The organism is Pseudomonas fluorescens (assembly GCF_902497995.1).
Lineage (GTDB): Bacteria > Pseudomonadota > Gammaproteobacteria > Pseudomonadales > Pseudomonadaceae > Aquipseudomonas > Aquipseudomonas fluorescens_BK.
The window spans coordinates 112,764-131,970 of record NZ_CABVII010000020.1; the positions used below are offsets into that span (position 1 = coordinate 112,764).

A 19,207-nucleotide genomic window follows, 5' to 3' on the forward strand; every position below is an offset into this window, starting at 1 on the left:
ATGCCTGAACGAGACCCTGCCATGAGTGAAGAGATCCTGATCAACATCACGCCGATGGAATCGCGCGTGGCGGTGGTTGAAAACGGTGTCCTGCAAGAGGTTCACGTCGAACGCACGCAAAAGCGCGGCATCGTCGGCAACATTTACAAAGGTAAAGTCGTGCGGGTATTGCCCGGCATGCAGGCGGCTTTCGTCGACATCGGCCTGGACCGCGCCGCGTTCATCCACGCTTCGGAAATTTCCCTGCGTGAAGGCCCTACGGTCGAGAGCATCAGTGCGCTGGTCCATGAAGGCCAGAGCCTGGTGGTGCAAGTCACCAAGGACCCGATCGGCTCCAAAGGCGCACGCCTGACGACTCAGCTATCGATCCCATCGCGCTATCTGGTGTACATGCCGCGCACGGCCCACGTCGGCATTTCGCTGAAGATCGAAGACGAAGCCGAGCGCGACCGTCTCAAGCAAGTGGTCACCGATTGCGTGGCCAAGGAAGGCATCAAGGAAGCCGGTGGCTTCATCCTGCGCACCGCCGCCGAAGGTGCCGGCGCCGATGAAATCCTCATGGACATCCGCTACCTGCGCAGGCTCTGGGATCAGATCAACGACCAGATCAAGACCATCAGCGCGCCGAGTGTGATTTACGAAGACCTTGGCCTGGCGCTGCGCACCTTGCGTGACCTGGTCAGTCCGAAGATCGAGAAGATCCGCATCGATTCCCGCGAGACCTTTCAGAAAACCACGCAATTCGTCGCCGAACTGATGCCGGAGATCGCCGATCGCCTGGAGCATTACCCCGGCGAGCGGCCGATCTTCGACCTGTATGGCGTCGAAGACGAAATCCAGAAGGCCCTTGAGCGTAAAGTGCCGCTCAAGTCCGGCGGCTATCTGGTGGTGGATCCGGCGGAAGCCATGAGCACCATTGACGTCAACACCGGGGCCTTCGTCGGTCATCGCAACCTCGAAGAAACCATCTTCAAGACCAACCTCGAAGCCGCCACCGCTATCGCCCGTCAGCTGCGCCTGCGCAATCTGGGCGGGATCATCATCATTGACTTCATCGACATGGAAGATGAAGAGCACCAGCGCCAGGTGCTGCGCACCCTGGAAAAACAGCTGGAACGCGATCACGCCAAGACCAACATCATCGGCATCACCGAGTTGGGCCTGGTGCAGATGACCCGCAAGCGTACCCGCGAAAGTCTGGAGCAAGTGCTGTGCGAACCCTGCAGCAGCTGCCAGGGCCGCGGCAAGCTGAAGACCCCGGAAACCGTTTGCTACGAAATCTTCCGCGAAATCCTCCGCGAGGCGCGCGCCTATCAGGCGGAAGGCTATCGTGTACTGGCGAACCAGAAAGTCGTCGACCGTTTGCTCGATGAAGAGTCGGGCAATGTCGCCGAGCTGGAAGGTTTTATCGGACGCACCATTCGGTTCCAGGTGGAAACCATGTATTCCCAGGAACAATACGACGTGGTGCTGCTCTGAGTCGTTGTGTTTCAACCCTGCTAGAACAGCGGGCCTCAGCTTTGTGCAGTATTTTTGCCACGGGAGCCAACTGACATGGACCGTCTGACACGCCTGTTGGCCGCACTGACCCGCTGGGGTCTGGGCCTGTGCGCGTTGGGTCTGGTGCTGATGGCACTTTACGTCAGTCTCGGCCGGGAGTTGACTCCCCTGGTGGCCGAATACCGTGGCGAAATTGAAACCAAAGCGGCTGCTGCCTTGGGCATGCCGCTGCATATCGGCGAACTGGAAGGCAGCTGGAGCGGTTTCGCGCCGATTCTGCTGGCTCACGACGTGATGGTCGGCGAGGGCGCCAATGCCCTGCGTCTGGATCAGGTACGCGCGGTGCCGGATCTCTGGGCCAGCTTGCTGGCACGGGAGGTGAGCATCGCTCACCTGGAACTCAATGGCCTGAAGATCAGCCTCAAGGAAGGCGAAGACGGTCACTGGGGGCTGGAAGGTTTGCCGGTACAGCAGGATCAGCCGCTTGATCCGCAACAGTTGCTCAATCGCATGCAAATGGTCCAGCAGCTGTCGGTACTCGACAGCCAGATCACCTTGCAGTCACTGGATCAGCCACCGCTGACCCTGACTTACGTCGGCTTGAATCTGAAAACCGGCGCCTACCGCCAGCGACTCGACGCCCGCCTGACCCTGCCCGATGGCCAGCCGATGGCCATGAGTCTGCGTACCCGTATTCGCGCCAGCGAGTGGAAGGACGGCGGGGCGGATGCCTACCTGAGCCTGCCGCAAAGCGACTGGTCGAAGTGGCTGCCGGAGCGCCTGACCCAACAGTGGAATTTCTCCGAGATCAAGGCGGGCGGCGAGCTGTGGCTGAACTGGAACAAGGGCGCCCTGCAAAGCGCTGCAGTCCGTTTGAATGCGCCGCAACTCAAGGGCGCCTACGCCGAGCGCAAGCCGATCCAGATCAACAATCTGGCGCTCAACGGTTATTTCCAGCGCAGTGCCGAAGGCTTCCTGGCGAGCCTGGACTCCCTGGCCATGAACCTTGGCGAGACGCGCTGGGAATCGCACCTGCAACTCAGGCAGAGCGTGGCCACCGACAACACCGAGGAGCTCTGGCATCTGCAGGCCGACCGCCTCGACCTCACCGCGCTCACACCCTTGCTGAATGCTTTGGGGCCACTGCCCCAGGGGGTTTCCACGGCGGTGGAGCAGCTGAAGGTGACCGGTGGTTTGCGCAATGTACTGATCGATTTCCGGCCCAACGCCACGGACGACAGCAAGTTCAGCTTTGCCGCCAACCTGGACCGGGTCGGCTTCGACGCCTATCACGGTGCTCCGGCGGCGCGTAATGTCACCGGCAGCATCAGCGGTGACCTTGGGCGCGGTGAGTTGCGCCTGGACAGCAAGGATTTTTCCCTGCACCTGGACCCGATCTTCGCCAAACCATGGCAATACATCCAGGCCAATGCAACCTTGAACTGGAAGCTCGATAAAGAAGCCTTCACCCTGATTTCGCCTTACCTGAAGGTGCTGGGCGAAGAGGGCAGGATTGCCGGTGATTTCCTGATCCGCCTGCATTTCGATCACACCCGGGAAGACTACATGGACCTGCGGGTCGGCCTGGTGGATGGGGATGGCAAGTACACCGCCAAGTACTTGCCGACAATGCTCAGCCCGGCGCTGGACGAATGGCTGCGTACGGCGATTCTCAAAGGCGCGGTGGACCAGGGTTTCTTCCAGTATCAGGGGTCGCTGAGCAAGGGCGCGGCGGACGCGGATCGCAGCATCAGCCTGTTTTTCAAGGTGCACGATGCCGAGCTGGCATTCCAGCCGGGCTGGCCACATGTGAGCAAGGTCACGGGTGACGTGTTCGTCGAAGACAGCGGTGTGCGCATCCTGGCCAGCAAGGGCCAGTTGCTCGACACCCAGGTCCGCGACATTTACGTCAATATTCCCCACGTAGCGGGCGGAAAAACCAGCCACCTGTATCTCGACGGCGCGTTCGCCGGCGGGTTGGGCGATGGCCTGAAGATTCTTCAGCAAGCACCGATCGGCACTGCCGAGACCTTTGCCGGTTGGGAAGGCGAGGGCGGTCTGCAGGGCAAGCTGAAACTGGATATCCCGTTGGCCAAAGGCGAACAGCCGAAGATCCTTGTCGATTTCAAGACCGCCAAGGCGCGCCTGAAACTGGCCGAGCCGATACTGGAACTGACCCAGCTCAAGGGCGATTTCCGTTTCGATAGCGCCAAGGGCTTGAGCGGGCAGAACATCACCGCGCGCGCTTTCGATAAACCGGTCAGTGCACAGATTTTCGCCGATGGCAGCCCGGGCAACCTCAAGACCCGTGTTGCCGCATCGGGTCAGGTCGAGGTCAAGAAACTCACGGACTGGTTGAGCGTCACCCAGCCGTTGCCGGTGTCCGGCTTGATTCCTTATCAGCTGCAATTGAATCTTGAAGGGGCCAACAGTCAATTGATGGTCAGTTCCAGTCTCAAGGGCGTGGCGCTCGATGTGCCCGCGCCGTTCGGCCTGGCGGCCGATGTGGGCCGCGACACCACCTTCCGGATGACCTTGCAAGGTCCGCAGCGACGCTATTGGGTCAACCATGGCGAGCTGGCCAACTTTACGTTCGAGGCGCCGCCCGGCAATTTTGCCGACGGTCGCGGTGAGTTGATCCTCGGTGGCGGCAATGCCGTGCTGCCCGGTGCCAAAGGCCTGCGAGTGCGTGGCGCGCTGGCGGAACTGGATGTCGGCCCGTGGAAGGACCTGCTGGACAAATACGCCGGCCAGGACCCGGGCGGTAACGCCAAACAGTTGCTCACCAGCGTGGATTTCAAGGTCGGCAAGCTCAGCGGTGTCGGTACCACCCTCAATCAGGCTTCCGTTCAGTTGAACCGCAAACCGAACGCGTGGGCCATGCAACTCGACAGTCAGCAGGTCAAGGGCCACGCGAGCATCCCCGATGCCAAAGCCGCGCCGATTGCGATCAATCTTCAATACGTGCGGTTGCCGGCACCGGATCCGACGGTGCTGGCGGACGAAAACTCGCCTGATCCGCTGGCCGCGGTAGACCCGACGAAAATCCCGGCGCTGGATATCACCATCAATCAACTGTTCCAGGGCAAGGATCTGGTGGGCGGCTGGTCGCTGAAAGTGCGTCCGACTGCCAAGGGCATCGCCCTCAATACGTTGGATCTGGGCCTCAAAGGCATTCTGTTGCAGGGCAGCGGCGGTTGGGAAGGCACGCCAGGCTCCTCCAGTAGCTGGTTCAAGGGGCGGGCCAGTGGCAAGAACCTCGCCGATGTGCTCAAAGGCTGGGGCTTTGCACCGAGCGTCACCAGTGAAAATTTCCATATGGACGTCGACGGTCGCTGGCCGGGTTCGCCAGCCTGGTTGGCCACCAAGCGCTTCTCCGGAACCCTCGATGCTTCGTTGAATAAAGGTCAGTTCGTTGAGGTCGAGGGCAGTGCGCAGGCGTTGCGAGTCTTTGGCCTGCTCAATTTCAACTCCATTGGCCGCCGTTTGCGCCTGGACTTCTCCGACCTGTTTGGCAAAGGCCTGAGTTACGACCGGGTCAAAGGCCTGCTGGTGGCGACCAACGGCGTGTACGTCACCCGTGAACCGATCCGGCTGACCGGCCCGTCGAGCAATATTGAACTCAATGGCACCCTGGATCTGGTAGGGGACAGGGTGGATGCCAAGTTGCTGGTGACCTTGCCGGTGACCAACAACTTGCCGATAGCCGCATTGATCGTTGGCGCACCGGCCATTGGCGGGGCGCTGTTCCTGATCGACAAGCTGATCGGTGATAGCGTGGCGCGTTTTGCCAGCGTGCAATACAGCGTCAAAGGGCCGTGGAAAGATCCGAAAATCACCTTCGACAAGCCTTTTTGAAATCATGTCCCCGGCCCGATGGAGTAGCATGGCCGTAGCGACGCACAGATATGCGTTAATTCCAGATCAGGATAAAACCATGTCCGTAGCGGTGATTCAAATGGTCAGCCAGAGCGATGTGCTGGCCAATCTGGCCCAGGCCCATCGTTTGCTCGAGGAAGCGGCTGCGGGTGGTGCGCGCCTGGCCGTGCTGCCGGAAAACTTCGCCGCCATGGGCCGTCGCGACGTTGCCGACATCGGCCGCGCCGAGGCAGCGGGCGAAGGGCCGATCCTGCCATGGTTGAAACAGACCGCACGCGACCTCAACTTATGGATAGTGGCCGGCACATTGCCGCTGCCGCCGGTGGATCAACCGACGGCGAAAGTGCATGCCTGCTCGTTGCTGGTGAACGACCGGGGCGAAACGGTGGCGCGCTACGACAAGCTGCATCTGTTCGACGTGGACGTGGCAGACAATCGCGGGCGTTATCGCGAATCCGATGACTATGCTTATGGCAGTGGTGTGGTGGTGGCGGACACGCCCGTCGGTCGAGTCGGCCTGACGGTGTGTTACGACTTGCGATTTCCAGAGCTGTACAGTGAATTGCGGGCTGCCGGCGCGCAGTTGATTACCGCGCCGTCGGCCTTTACCGCGGTGACCGGCGCGGCCCATTGGGACGTGCTGATTCGCGCACGGGCCATCGAGACTCAATGTTATGTGCTCGCGGCCGCACAGGGTGGGACCCATCCGGGGCCACGGGAAACCTGGGGGCATGCCGCAATCATCGACCCTTGGGGGCGTGTGCTGGCACAAAAGGATCAAGGCGAGGCCGTGCTGCTGGCCGAACGCGATAGCAGCGAACAGGCGTCCATCAGGGCGCGGATGCCGGTGTCCAGTCACCGGCGCTTTTTCTCGCAGGGCGCACAGCGTCCTGCCCGGAACGACGAATTTAAGGCGTAATGAATATGAGCGAGTTGTTGTCCTCAGTCAGTGAACACCTCCTGGCGCCCGGCGGCGTAACGATCGAGAGCCTGCAAGGGGTGCTCGGTGACCTGGCCGGTCCGGGGATCGATGCGGCCGACCTGTATTTCCAGGGGCAGATTTCCGAGTCCTGGGCGCTGGAAGATGGCATCGTCAAGGAAGGCAGTTTCAACCTCGACCAGGGTGTCGGCGTGCGGGCGCAATCGGGTGAAAAAACCGGATTTGCCTACAGCAACGCAATCACCCTGGAAGCGTTGGGGGCGGCTGCGCGCGCCGCACGTTCGATCTCCCGCGCCGGTCAGAACGGCACGGTCCAGGCATTCACCACCCAGGACGTTGCCCAGTTGTATGGGCCGGATAACCCGCTGGAAGTGATGACCCGCGCCGAGAAAGTCGAGTTGCTCAAGCGCATCGACGTCGCGACCCGCGCCCTCGATCCGCGTATCCAGCAAGTGACCGTCAGCATGGCCGGCGTTTGGGAGCGCATTCTGGTGGCTTCCACCGACGGCGGCCTGGCGGCGGATGTGCGGCCGCTGGTGCGCTTCAACGTCAGCGTGATCGTCGAGCAGAACGGTCGCCGCGAGCGCGGCGGTCATGGCGGTGGCGGGCGTACCGACTACCGTTATTTCCTCGGCGAAGACCGCGCCATGGGCTACGCCCGTGAAGCACTGCGTCAGGCGCTGGTCAACCTTGAAGCCATTCCGGCGCCGGCCGGTACCTTGCCGGTGGTGCTGGGCTCGGGCTGGTCTGGCGTATTGCTGCACGAAGCGGTGGGCCACGGCCTGGAAGGCGATTTCAACCGCAAGGGCAGCTCTGCCTACAGCGGGCGCATGGGCGAGATGGTTGCGTCCAAGCTGTGCACCATCGTAGATGACGGCACGCTGGCCGGTCGTCGTGGCTCGCTGAGCGTCGACGATGAAGGCACCCCGACCGAGTGCACCACGCTGATCGAAAACGGCGTGCTCAAGGGTTACATGCAGGACAAGCTCAACGCCCGCCTGATGGGCGTGGCCCGCACCGGTAACGGTCGCCGTGAATCCTACGCGCACCTGCCGATGCCGCGCATGACCAACACCTACATGCTGGCGGGCGAAAGCGACCCGGCAGAAATCATCGCTTCGGTGAAGCGCGGCATCTACTGCGCCAACCTCGGCGGCGGCCAGGTGGATATCACCAGCGGCAAGTTCGTGTTCTCCACCAGCGAGGCCTACTTGATCGAAGATGGCAAGATTACTGCCCCGGTCAAAGGCGCGACGCTGATCGGCAATGGGCCGGAAGCCATGAGCAAGGTGTCGATGGTCGGTAACGACCTGGCGCTGGACAGCGGTGTGGGGACGTGTGGCAAGGATGGGCAGTCGGTGCCGGTGGGTGTCGGCCAGCCAACGCTGAAAATCGATGCGATCACTGTGGGTGGCACAGGATCCTGAGGGCTCTTGAAAAAGTGAAGCTTCGGGTGGGCCGCGTGGCGACTCACCCGAGCAGAGATTTAACGCAAACCGCGTTGAGTCTCGTCCAGCTCACGGATGTACTTGAAGATTTTACGGCTCGATGCCGGTGGCTTGTTGGTCGCCAGTTCGTGCTGGGCCTGACGGATCAGGGAGCGCAATTGCTGACGATCGGCCTCCGGGTAGTCGACAACGAACTTCTCCAGGACGCCGTCGTCGCCTGCGATCAAGCGATCGCGCCAGCGTTCCAGGCCATGGAAACGTTCGTTGTACTGCCGAGTGGAGGCATCGAGTTGATCGAGCAGAGTCAGAATGGCGTCAGTGTCCTGATCGCGCATCAGCTTGCCGATGAACATGAGGTGCCGTTTACGCGCGATATTCGCGGTGTGCTTGGGCGCATCGGCCAGGGCCCGGCGCATAGCGTCGGTCAACGGCAGTTTTGCCAGCAAGTCAGGCTTGAGCGTTGTAAGGCGCTCGCCGAGGTCAACCAGAGCATGCAGCTCGCGTTTGACCTGGGATTTGCTTTTTTCTCCCGTATCGAGGGAGTCGTCGTAAGAATCAACCATGGTGGCCGTCCGCAAAGAAACGCCGCCATGATAACCAGTCGGGGGCCGCTTGTCCGGCCCGGTCGCTCGAAGGCCCCAGCCGAAAGCAGAATTTGAGTGGAGAACAGCATGAGTGCAGTTGAAAGCGTCGGCCCACAAGCGTTGCCGGCACTGCAAGAACAAGTCGAGCAGATCATCGCTGAAGCCAAGCGCCAGGGCGCCAGTGCCTGTGAAGTGGCGGTGTCCCTGGAGCAGGGGCTGTCCACGACCGTGCGCCAGCGTGAAGTCGAAACCGTCGAATTCAACCGCGATCAGGGTTTTGGCATCACGTTGTATGTCGGTCAGCGCAAGGGTTCGGCGAGTACGTCGGCCAGTGGCCCTGAGGCCATTCGCGAAACCGTCGCCGCCGCGCTGGCCATCGCCAAGCACACCTCGGAAGACGAAGCCGCGGGCCTGGCCGATGCTGCGCTGATGGCCAAGGATCTGCAGGATTTCGACCTGTTCCACCAGTGGGACATCACCCCGGAACAAGCCATCGAGATGGCCTTGACCTGTGAAGCGGCGGCGTTTGCCGCCGACAGCCGGATCAAGAACGCCGATGGCACCAGCCTCAGTACCCACCAGGGTTGCCGCGTGTACGGCAACAGCCATGGGTTTGTCGGTGGCTACGCATCGACTCGGCACAGTCTGAGCTGCGTCATGATCGCCGAGGCCGACGGCCAGATGCAGCGCGATTACTGGTACGACGTGAACCGTCAGGGCAACCTGCTGGCCGACCCGGTGAGCATTGGCCAGCGTGCCGCGCAACGGGCGGCGAGCCGTCTCGGCGCGCGTCCGGTGCCGACCTGCGAAGTGCCGGTGCTGTTTTCCGCGGAGCTGGCCGGTGGTTTGTTCGGCAGTTTCCTCTCGGCGATTTCCGGCGGCAGCCTGTACCGCAAATCGTCCTTCCTCGAGGGCACGCTGGGGCAGAAACTGTTCCCGGATTGGCTGACCATCGATGAGCGTCCGCACTTGATGCGCGCGCTGGGCAGCTCGGCGTTCGATGGTGATGGCCTGGCGACCTATGCCAAACCGTTCGTCGAAAAAGGTGAGCTGGTGTCCTACATCCTCGGCACCTATTCCGGTCGCAAGCTCGGCATGCCGAGCACCGCCAACGCCGGCGGCGTGCACAACCTGTTCGTCACCCATGGCGACGAAGACCAGGCTGCCCTGCTGCGGCGCATGGGGCGTGGCCTGTTGGTGACCGAACTGATGGGCCAGGGCCTGAACATGGTCACCGGTGATTACTCCCGTGGTGCGGCCGGTTACTGGGTCGAAAACGGCGAAATCCAGTTCGCGGTCCAGGAAGTGACCATCGCCGGCAACATGCGCGATATGTTCAAGCAGATCATTGCGGTGGGGAATGATCTGGAACTGCGCAGCAACATTCGCACCGGGTCGGTGTTGATCGAGCGGATGATGGTGGCAGGTAGCTAGCCCAAGCCGCTACACAAAAAAGGCGCGCCACCCTTGGTTGGCGCGCCTTTTTTATGCGCCTTGCACCGTTCCCTGTGGGAGCGGGCTTGCTCGCGAAAGCGGTGGATCAGTCAGCGAAGATGTTGAATGTAAGGGCCTCTTCGCGAGCAAGCCCGCTCCCACAAGAGACCCTGCATGATTCCGACGGGGTTGTTTTGGTTCTCATTATCATATAATAATAAATCTCATTAACGAATGAGCCCGGATCATGAGTTCTGCCTTGCACGAGCAGCCTTACCTCGAAAGCTGGCGCTGGATGAGTCGCCAGATCCGTTGCGCAATGGACCCTGACGAGCCGCGCCTGATCGAGCATTACCTGGCCGAAGGCCGGTACCTGGCGTGTTGCACGGCGACCTCACCCTGGACCATCGCCGAAACCTCTTTGCGTTTATTGCTAGACACCGCCGCCGACGTCGCGCTGCCCTGGCACTGGCGGACTTACTGCCTGGATCAAGCCTGGCGTCCGCTGCGCGAACTGGAACGCCTCTCGCTGTGCAAATGCCGCCTCAAGCGCTGGCAACGCTACACCTGGCAACTGGCGACCTGCGAGTTGCAACCCTCGATTCCTCTCATAGAACTGGTGCAAGGATTTTCCGATGATCAAGACACGTATTGAGCGCGACAGCATGGGCGAGCTCCAGGTCCCGGTAGATGCGCTCTACGGCGCACAGACCCAACGAGCGGTGGATAACTTCCCGATCAGCGGCAAACCGATGCCCGTTCAATTCATCCGCGCGTTGATCCTGGCCAAGGCCGCCGCCGCCCGGGCTAACGTCGAGCTCAAGCAAATCAGTGAGTCCCACGGCAAAGCCATTGTCGATGCGGCTCAAGGCCTGCTCGAGGGTGACTTCATGCAGCACTTTCCGGTGGACATCTTCCAGACCGGCTCCGGCACCAGTTCCAACATGAACGCCAACGAAGTGATCGCCACCCTGGCCAGCCGTCTGCTCGGCGAGCCGGTGAACCCTAACGATCACGTCAATTGCGGCCAGAGCAGCAACGACATCATCCCGACCACTATCCATGTCAGCGCCGCGCTGGCGTTGCATGAGCAATTGCTGCCGGCGCTGGTGCATCTGGTGCAGGTGATCGAGCGCAAGGCCGAGCAGGTTCATCACCACGTCAAGACCGGGCGCACGCACCTGATGGACGCTATGCCCGTGCGCATGAGCCAGGTGCTCAACGGTTGGGCGCAGCAACTCAAGGCTAACATTGGCCATCTGCAGGACCTGCTGCCGAGTCTGCAATCCCTGGCTCAGGGCGGCACGGCGGTGGGTACCGGAATCAACGCACATCCCGAGTTCGCGGCGCGTTTCAGTCAACAACTGACCAGGCTGACCCAGGTGCAGTTCAAGCCGGGCAAGGACCTGTTTGCGCTGATTGGTTCCCAGGACACCGCGGTAGCAGTGTCCGGACAGCTTAAAGCCACGGCGGTGTCGTTGATGAAAATCGCCAACGACCTGCGTTGGATGAACTCCGGTCCTTTGGCCGGTCTTGGTGAGATCGAGCTCGAAGCCTTGCAGCCGGGTTCTTCGATCATGCCGGGCAAGGTCAATCCGGTGATCCCGGAAGCCACCGCCATGGTTGCCGCGCAAGTCATCGGCAACGACACCGTCATCACCATTGCCGGTCAGTCGGGCAATTTCGAACTGAACGTGATGTTGCCGATCATTGCCCAGAATCTGCTGGGCAGCATCGAGTTGCTGGCCAACTCCAGCCGCTTGCTGGGTGACAAGGCCATTGCCAGCTTCAAGGTCAACGAGGCCCGGATCAAGGAAGCGCTGTCGCGCAACCCGATTCTGGTCACCGCACTCAACCCGATCATTGGTTATCAGAAAGCCGCCGAGATTGCCAAGAAGGCCTATCAGCAGGGGCGTCCGGTGATCGATGTCGCCCTGGAGCACACCGACCTCACACGCAGCCAGCTTGAGGTTTTGCTGGATCCGGAAAAACTCACCGCAGGCGGCGTGTGATTAATTGGCCTGAAGTCAGCGCGCGCCATCAGGCTGCGCTGGTTTGAGTCTTCTATAAAAATCATCCAAGGCTGATTATGGGCGCTGAAACACTGGCGGCCGGCGCGATGCTGTTGGTGGTCACCCATGAAGTCATTCCCGAGTCGCGTCGCCATGGTCACGACAAGCTGGCCAGCCTTGGGTTGTTGATCGGGTTTTGTTTGATGATGGTGATGGATACGGCGTTGGCGTAACACGGACTGTGTAGGAGCGAGGCTTGCCCGCGAATGCCGTTACGCGGTGGAACTGATGAACCGTGTCATCGTTCTTCGCGGGCAAGCCTCGCTCCTACAAGGGCGGGTTTACTCGCCTTCGTCGAAGTAGTTGTTGATCAACTTCACCAGCGCATCCAGCGCTTCCTGCTCCTGCTCGCCTTCCGTACTAAGATGAATTTTCGTGCCCTTGCCAGCCGCGAGCATCATCATCGCCATGATGCTTTTGCCGTCGACCGTTGATTCCGGCGTACGTCCTACCCTGATCGTGCAATCCTTGAATTGACCGGCAACCCCGACAAATTTTGCAGAAGCACGGGCGTGCAGGCCCAGCTTGTTGATGATTTCGATTTCCAGAGCAGGCATCGCGATGTGAATCCTTTAGCTGAGGTCGCGGTGGCGGACCTGGACGTTCTTCAGGGTTTTTTGCAGGGCCTGACCCAGACGTTCGGTCAGGTAGACGGAGCGGTGATGCCCGCCGGTGCAGCCAATGGCGATGGTGACATACGCGCGATTGCTGGCCGCAAAGCGGGGCAGCCACTTGAGCAGGTATGTAGAAATGTCCTGGAACATTTCTTCGACGTCCGGCTGTGCCGCCAGGTAGTCGGCGACCGGTTTATCGAGCCCGGACTGTTCGCGCAACTCCGGCTTCCAGTAGGGGTTCGGCAGGCAACGCACGTCGAATACCAGGTCGGCGTCCACTGGCATGCCACGCTTGAAACCGAAGGATTCCACCAGGAACGCCGTACCGGGTTCCGGTTGATTCAGCAGACGCAGCTTGATGGTATCGCGCAACTGATACAGGTTCAGGTTGGTGGTGTTGACCTTGAGATCGGCGAGGTCGGCAATCGGCCCGAGCAGAGTGCTTTCATCGCTGATCGCTTCCGCCAGTGAACGGTTGGCGTTGCTCAGCGGGTGACGCCGGCGGGTCTCCGAAAAACGTTTGAGCAAGGTTTCTTCGTCGGCGTCCAGATACAGGACATCGCACTGGATATGCCGGCTGCGCACTTCTTCCAGCAGCTCGGGGAAGCGCGACAGGTGGCTCGGCAAGTTGCGCGCATCGATCGACACGGCAACCAGCGGCTGGGCCAGTTCGGTGTGGATCAGCGCGCGCTCGGCCAGTTCCGGCAAAAGCCCGGCAGGCAGGTTGTCGATACAGTAGTAGCCGTTGTCCTCGAGAACATCGAGCGCGGTACTTTTACCTGAGCCGGAGCGGCCACTGACGATGATCAAGCGCATGATTACTGACCGTTTTGCTCGTCCAGGACAACCTGATACAAGGCTTCATTGCTCGGGGCGCTGCGCAGCTTTTCGCGTACTTCCTTGCGATCGAGCATGCTGGCGATCTGGCGCAGCAGTTCCAGGTGCGCATCGGTAGCGGCTTCCGGGACCAACAGCACGAACAGCAGGTCAACCGGGGCACCGTCGATGGCGTCGAAATCGATGGGCGCGTCCAGATGCATCAAGGCACTGACCGGTGAGGTACAGCCCTTGAGGCGACAGTGGGGGATGGCGATGCCGTTACCAAAACCGGTTGAGCCGAGTTTTTCACGGGCAATCAGAGCCTCGAAGACATCTTGCATCTCCAGATCCGGCACTTCGCGATGGATGAGGTTGGCAATTTGTTCGAGGGCTTTCTTTTTACTGCCGCCCGGCACGTTCACGAGGGAACGGCCGGGGGTCAGGATGCTTTCAAGTCGGATCATGGGTTGGGAGTGTTAACGACCGGTCGCGCCCTGTAGGAGGCTCTGGGTCTTTTCCTTATGCTTTTTGAGTTGGCGATCCAGCTTGTCGGTGAGTGAGTCGATCGCCGCGTACATGTCGTCATGCTCGGCGTTGGCGACCACTTCACTGCCGGGAATATGCAGCGTAGCTTCGATTTTCTGCTTCAGCTTTTCGACCGTCATCGTGACCTGCACGTTGGTGATCTTGTCGAAATGCCGTTCCAACCGTTCAAGCTTTTCGCCGATGTAGGTGCGAAGAGGTTCGGTCACTTCCAGTTGGTGTCCACTGATGTTGACTTGCATACAGCTTCTCCTTCGTTGCCAGTGCATAAGCGGTAGACCAGATGATCTACCACTGGAACGCTGTGGCGGGGCTCTACAACAATCGCTTGCGTTCGCTCGAAGGCGCGATCCCGAGGGATTCGCGGTACTTGGCGACGGTGCGGCGAGCCACCTGAATGCCTTGTGCCTCCAGTAAACCAGCGATCTTGCTGTCACTCAACGGCTTTTTCTGATTTTCCGCCGCAACCAGTTTTTTGATGATCGCGCGGATCGCCGTGGACGAGCATTCGCCGCCTTCGGAGGTGCTGACGTGGCTGGAGAAAAAGTATTTCAGTTCATAGATGCCCCGTGGGGTATGCATGAATTTCTGCGTGGTCACCCGGGAAATCGTCGACTCGTGCATGCCCACCGCTTCGGCGATGTCATGCAGCACCAGCGGTTTCATGGCTTCGTCGCCGTACTCCAGGAAGCCGCGCTGATGCTCGACGATCTGGGTGGCCACCTTCATCAGAGTTTCGTTGCGGCTCTGCAGGCTCTTGATGAACCAGCGGGCCTCTTGCAACTGATTGCGCATGAAGGTGTTGTCGGCACTGGTGTCGGCGCGGCGCACAAAGCCGGCGTATTGGGCGTTGACCCGCAGCCGTGGCACCGATTCCTGATTCAGCTCCACCAGCCAGCGCTCGTTGTCCTTGCGCACGATGACATCGGGGACGACGTATTCGGCTTCACTGGATTCGATCTGCGAGCCAGGACGCGGGTTGAGGCTCTGCACCAGTTCGATGACCTGGCGCAGCTCATCTTCCTTGAGCTTCATGCGGCGCATCAGCTGGCTGTAGTCGCGACTGCCAAGCAGGTCGATGTAATCGCTGACCAGGCGCTTGGCCTCGGCCAGCCAAGGGGTCTTGGCGGGCAACTGGCGCAATTGCAGGAGCAGGCATTCGCCCAGGTTGCGGGCGCCGATGCCGGCGGGTTCGAATTGCTGGATGCGATGCAGGACGGCTTCTATTTCGTCGAGTTCGATGTCCAGTTCCGGATCGAAGGCTTCGAGAATTTCCTCGAGGGTTTCGTCCAGGTAACCCTGGTTGTTGATGCAGTCGATCAGGGTCACGGCAATCAGGCGATCGGTGTCGGACATCGGTGCCAGGTTCAGTTGCCAAAGCAGATGGCTTTGCAGGCTTTCACCGGCCGATGTACGGGTGGTGAAGTCCCACTCGTCGTCATCGTTGCTCGGCAGGCTGCTGGCGCTGGTCTGGTAAACGTCCTCCCACGCGGTATCGACCGGCAGTTCGTTGGGAATGCGCTCGTTCCAGTCACCTTCCTCGAGGTTATCCACCGTCGGGGCGGTTTCCTGGTAGGAGGGTTCCGACACATCGGCGTTGGGCAGCTGTTCGGCTTTGTCGGCCAAGGGGTCGGCGTTATCGAAGTCGTCGCCTTCTTCCTGGCGTTCGAGCATCGGATTGGACTCCAGGGCCTCCTGGATTTCCTGTTGCAGGTCCAGGGTCGACAATTGGAGCAGGCGGATGGCCTGTTGCAGCTGCGGTGTCATCGTCAGCTGCTGGCCCATTCTCAAGACTAGCGATGGTTTCATGGCAGGGGCTTAACACCTTATTCGCCGGCGCACATGCGCCATCCACTACAGGGCGCCGAAGCGCCAAACATAAGCAAATTATATGCCCGAAACTGCAGCGTTTGCCTAGAGCCGTGTAACAATAAAAAAGTGTTGATTTTTTATCGGGGTAAGCGCTTGCGACAAGCCGGACACCTCAGCGCTTACAGGCGGAACTCATGGCCCAGATACACTTCCTTGACCAGTTCGTTGGCCAGGATGGTGGCAGAGTCGCCTTCGGCGATCAGTTGGCCATCGTTGACGATGTAGGCGGTTTCGCAGATATCCAGGGTTTCGCGGACGTTGTGGTCCGTGATCAGTACACCAATGCCCTTGGCCTTGAGGTGGTGGATGATCTGTTTGATGTCGCCCACCGAAATCGGGTCCACGCCGGCGAAAGGTTCGTCGAGGAGGATGAATTTCGGGTTGGTGGCCAGAGCCCGGGCGATTTCCACGCGGCGGCGTTCACCACCGGACAGGCTCATGCCGAGGTTGTCGCGGATGTGGTGGATATGGAATTCCTGCAGCAGGCTTTCCAGCTCCTTGCGGCGACCGGCCTTGTCGAGTTCCTTGCGGGTTTCGAGGATCGCCAGGATGTTATCGGTCACCGAGAGTTTGCGGAAGATCGACGCTTCTTGCGGGAGATAGCCGATACCGGCCTTGGCGCGACCGTGCATCGGCTGGTGGCTGACGTCCAGGTCGTCGATCAGTACGCGGCCCTGATCGGCCTGTACCAGGCCGACAATCATGTAGAAACAGGTGGTTTTACCGGCGCCGTTAGGGCCCAGCAAACCGACGATCTGACCGCTGTCGATGGACAGGCTGACGTCGCGCACGACCTGGCGGCTCTTGTAACTCTTGGCCAGATGCTGAGCTTTCAGAGTTGCCATTACTGGGCCTTTTGCTCGTCGGATTTCTTTTTCGGCTGGATCACCATGTCGATGCGCGGGCGTTCTTCGGTGACTTTGGTGCCGGTGGCGCGGCCAGCGTTAGCCAGTTTCTTGACCGTGTCGTAGACGATTTTTTCGCCTTGGGTGACGTTGCCGTCCTTGTCGATGACTTTGGCGCGATCGATCAGCACGACGCGGTCTTGCGAGGCGTGGTACTGGATAGTGACGCCGTAACCCTGCACCGGCTTGGAATCGCCGGCGGTTTGCATCTGCTCGAAGTAGGCCAGGTTGCCCACCGAGGTCACCACGTCGATGTCGCCGCCCGCGGTGCGGGTGATGGTCACGGTGTTGCCGGTGACCTTCATCGAGCCTTGGGTAATGATCACATCGCCTTTGTAGGTGGCGATGCCTTGCTTGTCGTCCAGTTGGGCGTCGTCGGCCTGAATGCGGATTGGCTGATTTCTATCGTCCGGCAGAGCCCAGGCGCTCACGCTTCCCAGTGCTGCGCCCAAACTGAGCAAAATAGGGAGGGTTTTAACGAGCCTCATACTGTCCTCTTACGTTCGATAGCAGGTGTATCCTGCTTTCTTTCAAATACGCTTTCATGCCCGTGCCGGTCGACACGCCACCAGCGCCGTCGATTCTAACGGGTTGCTCGGTCTGCGCATATTGCTGCTGCGGGAACACGGTCATGCGACTGCTGGTGATAATGGTCGTGCGCTTTTTTTCGTCGGTGCGGGCGATGCGTACCGAGTCGATCAGTTCGACTTCGGTTCCGCCGGAATTGACTTCGCCGCGTTCGCTTTGCACATGCCACGGAAACTCGGTGCCGCGGAACATGTTCAGGTCCGGTTTGCTAACCAGCGTCACGTCATTGGCCTTGAGGTGTTCGACCTTGTCGGACGTCATGTCGTACTGCAGTTTGCCGTCTGGCAGGTACTGCACGCTATGGGTGTCGGTCGCGTACCAGTCGATCCTGGTTTCATCGACCTTGACGGCCGGCGTGTCGAGGAAACGCTCCGGACTGATGTTCCAGTAGCCGACCGCCGCGAAGATTGCTGCGATGCAACCGAACACCAGGAATTTGCGAATCTTATTGCTCAGCATAGTGGGCTCACAGGTACGCAGCGTTGGCCGCATCGAGGCGGCCCTGGGCGCGCAGGATCAACTCGCAGAATTCGCGAGCGGCACCTTCGCCACCACGGGCCTGGGTGATGCCGTGGGCGTGTTCTCGCACGAAACTGGCGGCACTGGCCACCGCCATGCCCAGGCCGACGCGGCGAATGACCGGCAGGTCCGGCAAGTCGTCGCCGAGGTAGGCGACCTGTTCATAGCTTAGGTCGAGTTGGGCGAGAAGCTCGTCGAGCACCACCAATTTGTCTTCGCGACCCTGGTACAGGTGTGGAATGCCGAGGTTCTTCGCCCGTCGCTCGACCACCGGGGTCGTGCGGCCGCTGATGATGGCGGTCTGCACGCCGGCTGCCATGAGCATCTTGATGCCCTGGCCGTCCAGCGTGTTGAACGTCTTGAATTCGCTGCCGTCTTCCAGGAAGTACAGGCGTCCGTCGGTCAGTACGCCGTCGACGTCGAATACCGCCAGTTTGATGTTCTTGCCGCGTTCCAGCAGATCGGTAGTCATTACATCACTCCTGCACGCAGCAGATCGGACAGGTTGAAGGCGCCGATCGGACGGTCCTCCTTGTCCACCACCACCAGTGCGTTGATTCGATGGTCTTCCATGATCTTCAGGGCCTCGGCTGCCAGCATTTCAGCGCGAGCCGTCTTGCCGTGAACGGTCATGACCTGGTCGATGGTGGCGTGATGGATGTCGATGGCGCGGTCCAGGGTGCGGCGCAAATCGCCGTCGGTGAAGATCCCGGCGAGTTTGCCATCGGCTTCCAGGATCACGGTCATGCCCAGGCCTTTGCGGGTCATTTCCATCAGCGCGTCCTTGAGCAGGGTGCCGCGCTGGACCTGCGGCAGTTCCTGCCCGGCGTGCATGACGTTTTCCACTTTCAGCAGCAGGCGTCGGCCAAGGGCACCGCCGGGGTGGGAAAAAGCGAAATCTTCAGCGGTAAACCCCCGGGCTTCGAGCAGCGCAACGGCCAGGGCGTCGCCCATGACCAGGGCCGCGGTGGTCGACGACGTCGGTGCCAGGTTCAACGGGCAGGCTTCGTGTTCGACGTGCACGTTGAGGTTCACCTCGGCTGCCTTGGCCAGCGGCGAGTCGGGGTTGCCGGTCATGCTGATCAGCTGGATGCCCAGGCGCTTGATCAGTGGCAGCAGGGTCACGATTTCATTGGTCGAACCGGAGTTCGACAGTGCCAGGATGATGTCATCGCGGGTGATCATGCCCATGTCGCCGTGGCTGGCTTCGGCCGGGTGCACGAAAAAAGCCGTGGTGCCGGTGCTGGCCAGGGTGGCGGCAATCTTGTTGCCGATGTGCCCTGATTTGCCCATGCCGACCACGACCACGCGGCCCTTGCTGGCCAGAATCATCTCGCAAGCGCGTACGAAATCCGCGTCGATACGGGGCAACAAGCCTGTGACGGCTTCCAGTTCGAGGCGGATGGTGCGTTGTGCAGACTGAATCAGGTCGCTGGATTGGCTCATGTCGGAAATCGTATAGCCTGATGAAAAGGCGGCGATTATAACGG

18 protein-coding genes and 1 pseudogene are annotated in these 19,207 nt (G+C 60.5%); 8 read left to right on the forward strand and 11 right to left on the reverse strand.

All coding sequences use genetic code 11. From position 1 onward, the window contains the following. The first annotated feature begins 21 nt into the window (after positions 1 to 21). The 4 genes from rng (at position 22) to tldD (ending at position 7,746) form a co-directional block, all read left to right on the forward strand. Positions 22 to 1,479, forward strand: coding sequence for a ribonuclease G (gene rng, locus F8N80_RS22275; RefSeq protein ID WP_150748228.1), 1,458 nt, complete (start codon positions 22 to 24; stop codon positions 1,477 to 1,479). A gap of 75 nt (positions 1,480 to 1,554) precedes the next feature. Next, positions 1,555 to 5,358, forward strand: coding sequence for a YhdP family protein (locus tag F8N80_RS22280; RefSeq protein WP_150784708.1), 3,804 nt, complete (start codon positions 1,555 to 1,557; stop codon positions 5,356 to 5,358). A gap of 79 nt (positions 5,359 to 5,437) precedes the next feature. Then, positions 5,438 to 6,298: a carbon-nitrogen hydrolase family protein gene (locus F8N80_RS22285; protein ID WP_150784709.1), complete on the forward strand. Its 861-nt coding sequence runs from the start codon at positions 5,438 to 5,440 to the stop codon at positions 6,296 to 6,298. A 5-nt stretch (positions 6,299 to 6,303) separates the two neighbouring features. Further along, positions 6,304 to 7,746 carry a metalloprotease TldD gene (tldD, locus tag F8N80_RS22290; protein ID WP_150748225.1) on the forward strand — a complete coding sequence of 481 codons (1,443 nt, stop codon included), beginning with the start codon at positions 6,304 to 6,306 and terminating at the stop codon, positions 7,744 to 7,746. 59 nt (positions 7,747 to 7,805) lie between these two features. On the opposite strand, the gene yjgA is transcribed toward tldD, so the two are convergent. Continuing rightward, positions 7,806 to 8,330 (reverse strand): ribosome biogenesis factor YjgA, encoded by a 525-nt coding sequence (gene yjgA / locus F8N80_RS22295; RefSeq protein WP_059403243.1) that lies wholly within the window; start codon positions 8,328 to 8,330, stop codon positions 7,806 to 7,808. 108 nt (positions 8,331 to 8,438) lie between these two features. On the opposite strand from yjgA, the gene pmbA reads away from it, so the two are divergent. From pmbA to F8N80_RS22320, 4 genes and pseudogenes are all read left to right on the forward strand, one after another. Continuing rightward, a complete protein-coding gene (gene pmbA, locus F8N80_RS22300) occupies positions 8,439 to 9,785 on the forward strand; it encodes a metalloprotease PmbA (RefSeq protein WP_150784710.1) in 1,347 nt (448 codons plus the stop codon). 247 nt (positions 9,786 to 10,032) lie between these two features. Continuing rightward, a complete protein-coding gene (locus F8N80_RS22310; RefSeq protein ID WP_150748224.1) occupies positions 10,033 to 10,440 on the forward strand; it encodes a FagA protein in 408 nt (135 codons plus the stop codon). Beyond that, entirely contained in the window at positions 10,421 to 11,797 is a 1,377-nt protein-coding gene (locus tag F8N80_RS22315) for a class II fumarate hydratase (protein WP_150784711.1), read from the forward strand. Before F8N80_RS22310 ends, F8N80_RS22315 begins: the two co-directional genes overlap by 20 nt. 95 nt (positions 11,798 to 11,892) lie before the next feature. Further along, positions 11,893 to 12,030, forward strand: a pseudogene (locus F8N80_RS22320) (ZIP family metal transporter); the annotation flags it as partial. A 108-nt stretch (positions 12,031 to 12,138) separates the two neighbouring features. Here F8N80_RS22320 and F8N80_RS22330 read toward each other — a convergent pair. The 10 genes from F8N80_RS22330 to F8N80_RS22375 all read right to left on the reverse strand — a co-directional run bounded on the left by F8N80_RS22330 (position 12,139) and on the right by F8N80_RS22375 (position 19,163). Then, the gene (locus F8N80_RS22330) at positions 12,139 to 12,414 is read right to left on the reverse strand and encodes an HPr family phosphocarrier protein (protein ID WP_090175486.1); all 276 of its coding nucleotides are present in this window, start codon (positions 12,412 to 12,414) and stop codon (positions 12,139 to 12,141) included. 15 nt (positions 12,415 to 12,429) lie between these two features. Next, complete coding sequence (gene rapZ, locus F8N80_RS22335) at positions 12,430 to 13,287, reverse strand: RNase adapter RapZ (RefSeq protein WP_150748222.1); 858 nt, start codon at positions 13,285 to 13,287, stop codon at positions 12,430 to 12,432. A gap of 2 nt (positions 13,288 to 13,289) precedes the next feature. Beyond that, on the reverse strand, positions 13,290 to 13,754 hold the full coding sequence (ptsN, locus tag F8N80_RS22340; protein ID WP_150748221.1) for a PTS IIA-like nitrogen regulatory protein PtsN: 465 nt from the start codon (positions 13,752 to 13,754) through the stop codon (positions 13,290 to 13,292). 12 nt (positions 13,755 to 13,766) lie between these two features. After that, the gene (hpf, locus tag F8N80_RS22345) at positions 13,767 to 14,075 is read right to left on the reverse strand and encodes a ribosome hibernation-promoting factor, HPF/YfiA family (RefSeq protein ID WP_060542979.1); all 309 of its coding nucleotides are present in this window, start codon (positions 14,073 to 14,075) and stop codon (positions 13,767 to 13,769) included. A gap of 73 nt (positions 14,076 to 14,148) precedes the next feature. Continuing rightward, positions 14,149 to 15,642, reverse strand: a complete 1,494-nt coding sequence (locus tag F8N80_RS22350; RefSeq protein ID WP_150748220.1) for an RNA polymerase factor sigma-54 — start codon at positions 15,640 to 15,642, stop codon at positions 14,149 to 14,151. Positions 15,643 to 15,824: 182 nt separating this feature from the next. Next, positions 15,825 to 16,550, reverse strand: a complete 726-nt coding sequence (gene lptB / locus F8N80_RS22355) for an LPS export ABC transporter ATP-binding protein (RefSeq protein WP_150748219.1) — start codon at positions 16,548 to 16,550, stop codon at positions 15,825 to 15,827. Further along, positions 16,550 to 17,098: a lipopolysaccharide transport periplasmic protein LptA gene (lptA, locus tag F8N80_RS22360; RefSeq protein WP_150748218.1), complete on the reverse strand. Its 549-nt coding sequence runs from the start codon at positions 17,096 to 17,098 to the stop codon at positions 16,550 to 16,552. Before lptA ends, lptB begins: the two co-directional genes overlap by 1 nt. Then, positions 17,085 to 17,657 (reverse strand): LPS export ABC transporter periplasmic protein LptC, encoded by a 573-nt coding sequence (gene lptC / locus F8N80_RS22365; RefSeq protein WP_150748217.1) that lies wholly within the window; start codon positions 17,655 to 17,657, stop codon positions 17,085 to 17,087. The genes lptA and lptC overlap by 14 nt, the downstream gene beginning before the upstream one ends. Before the next feature lie 7 nt (positions 17,658 to 17,664). Continuing rightward, positions 17,665 to 18,189, reverse strand: coding sequence for a KdsC family phosphatase (locus tag F8N80_RS22370; protein ID WP_150748216.1), 525 nt, complete (start codon positions 18,187 to 18,189; stop codon positions 17,665 to 17,667). Then, positions 18,189 to 19,163, reverse strand: coding sequence for a KpsF/GutQ family sugar-phosphate isomerase (locus tag F8N80_RS22375; RefSeq protein WP_128873002.1), 975 nt, complete (start codon positions 19,161 to 19,163; stop codon positions 18,189 to 18,191). The genes F8N80_RS22370 and F8N80_RS22375 overlap by 1 nt, the downstream gene beginning before the upstream one ends. Between the last annotated feature and the right edge of the window lie 44 nt (positions 19,164 to 19,207).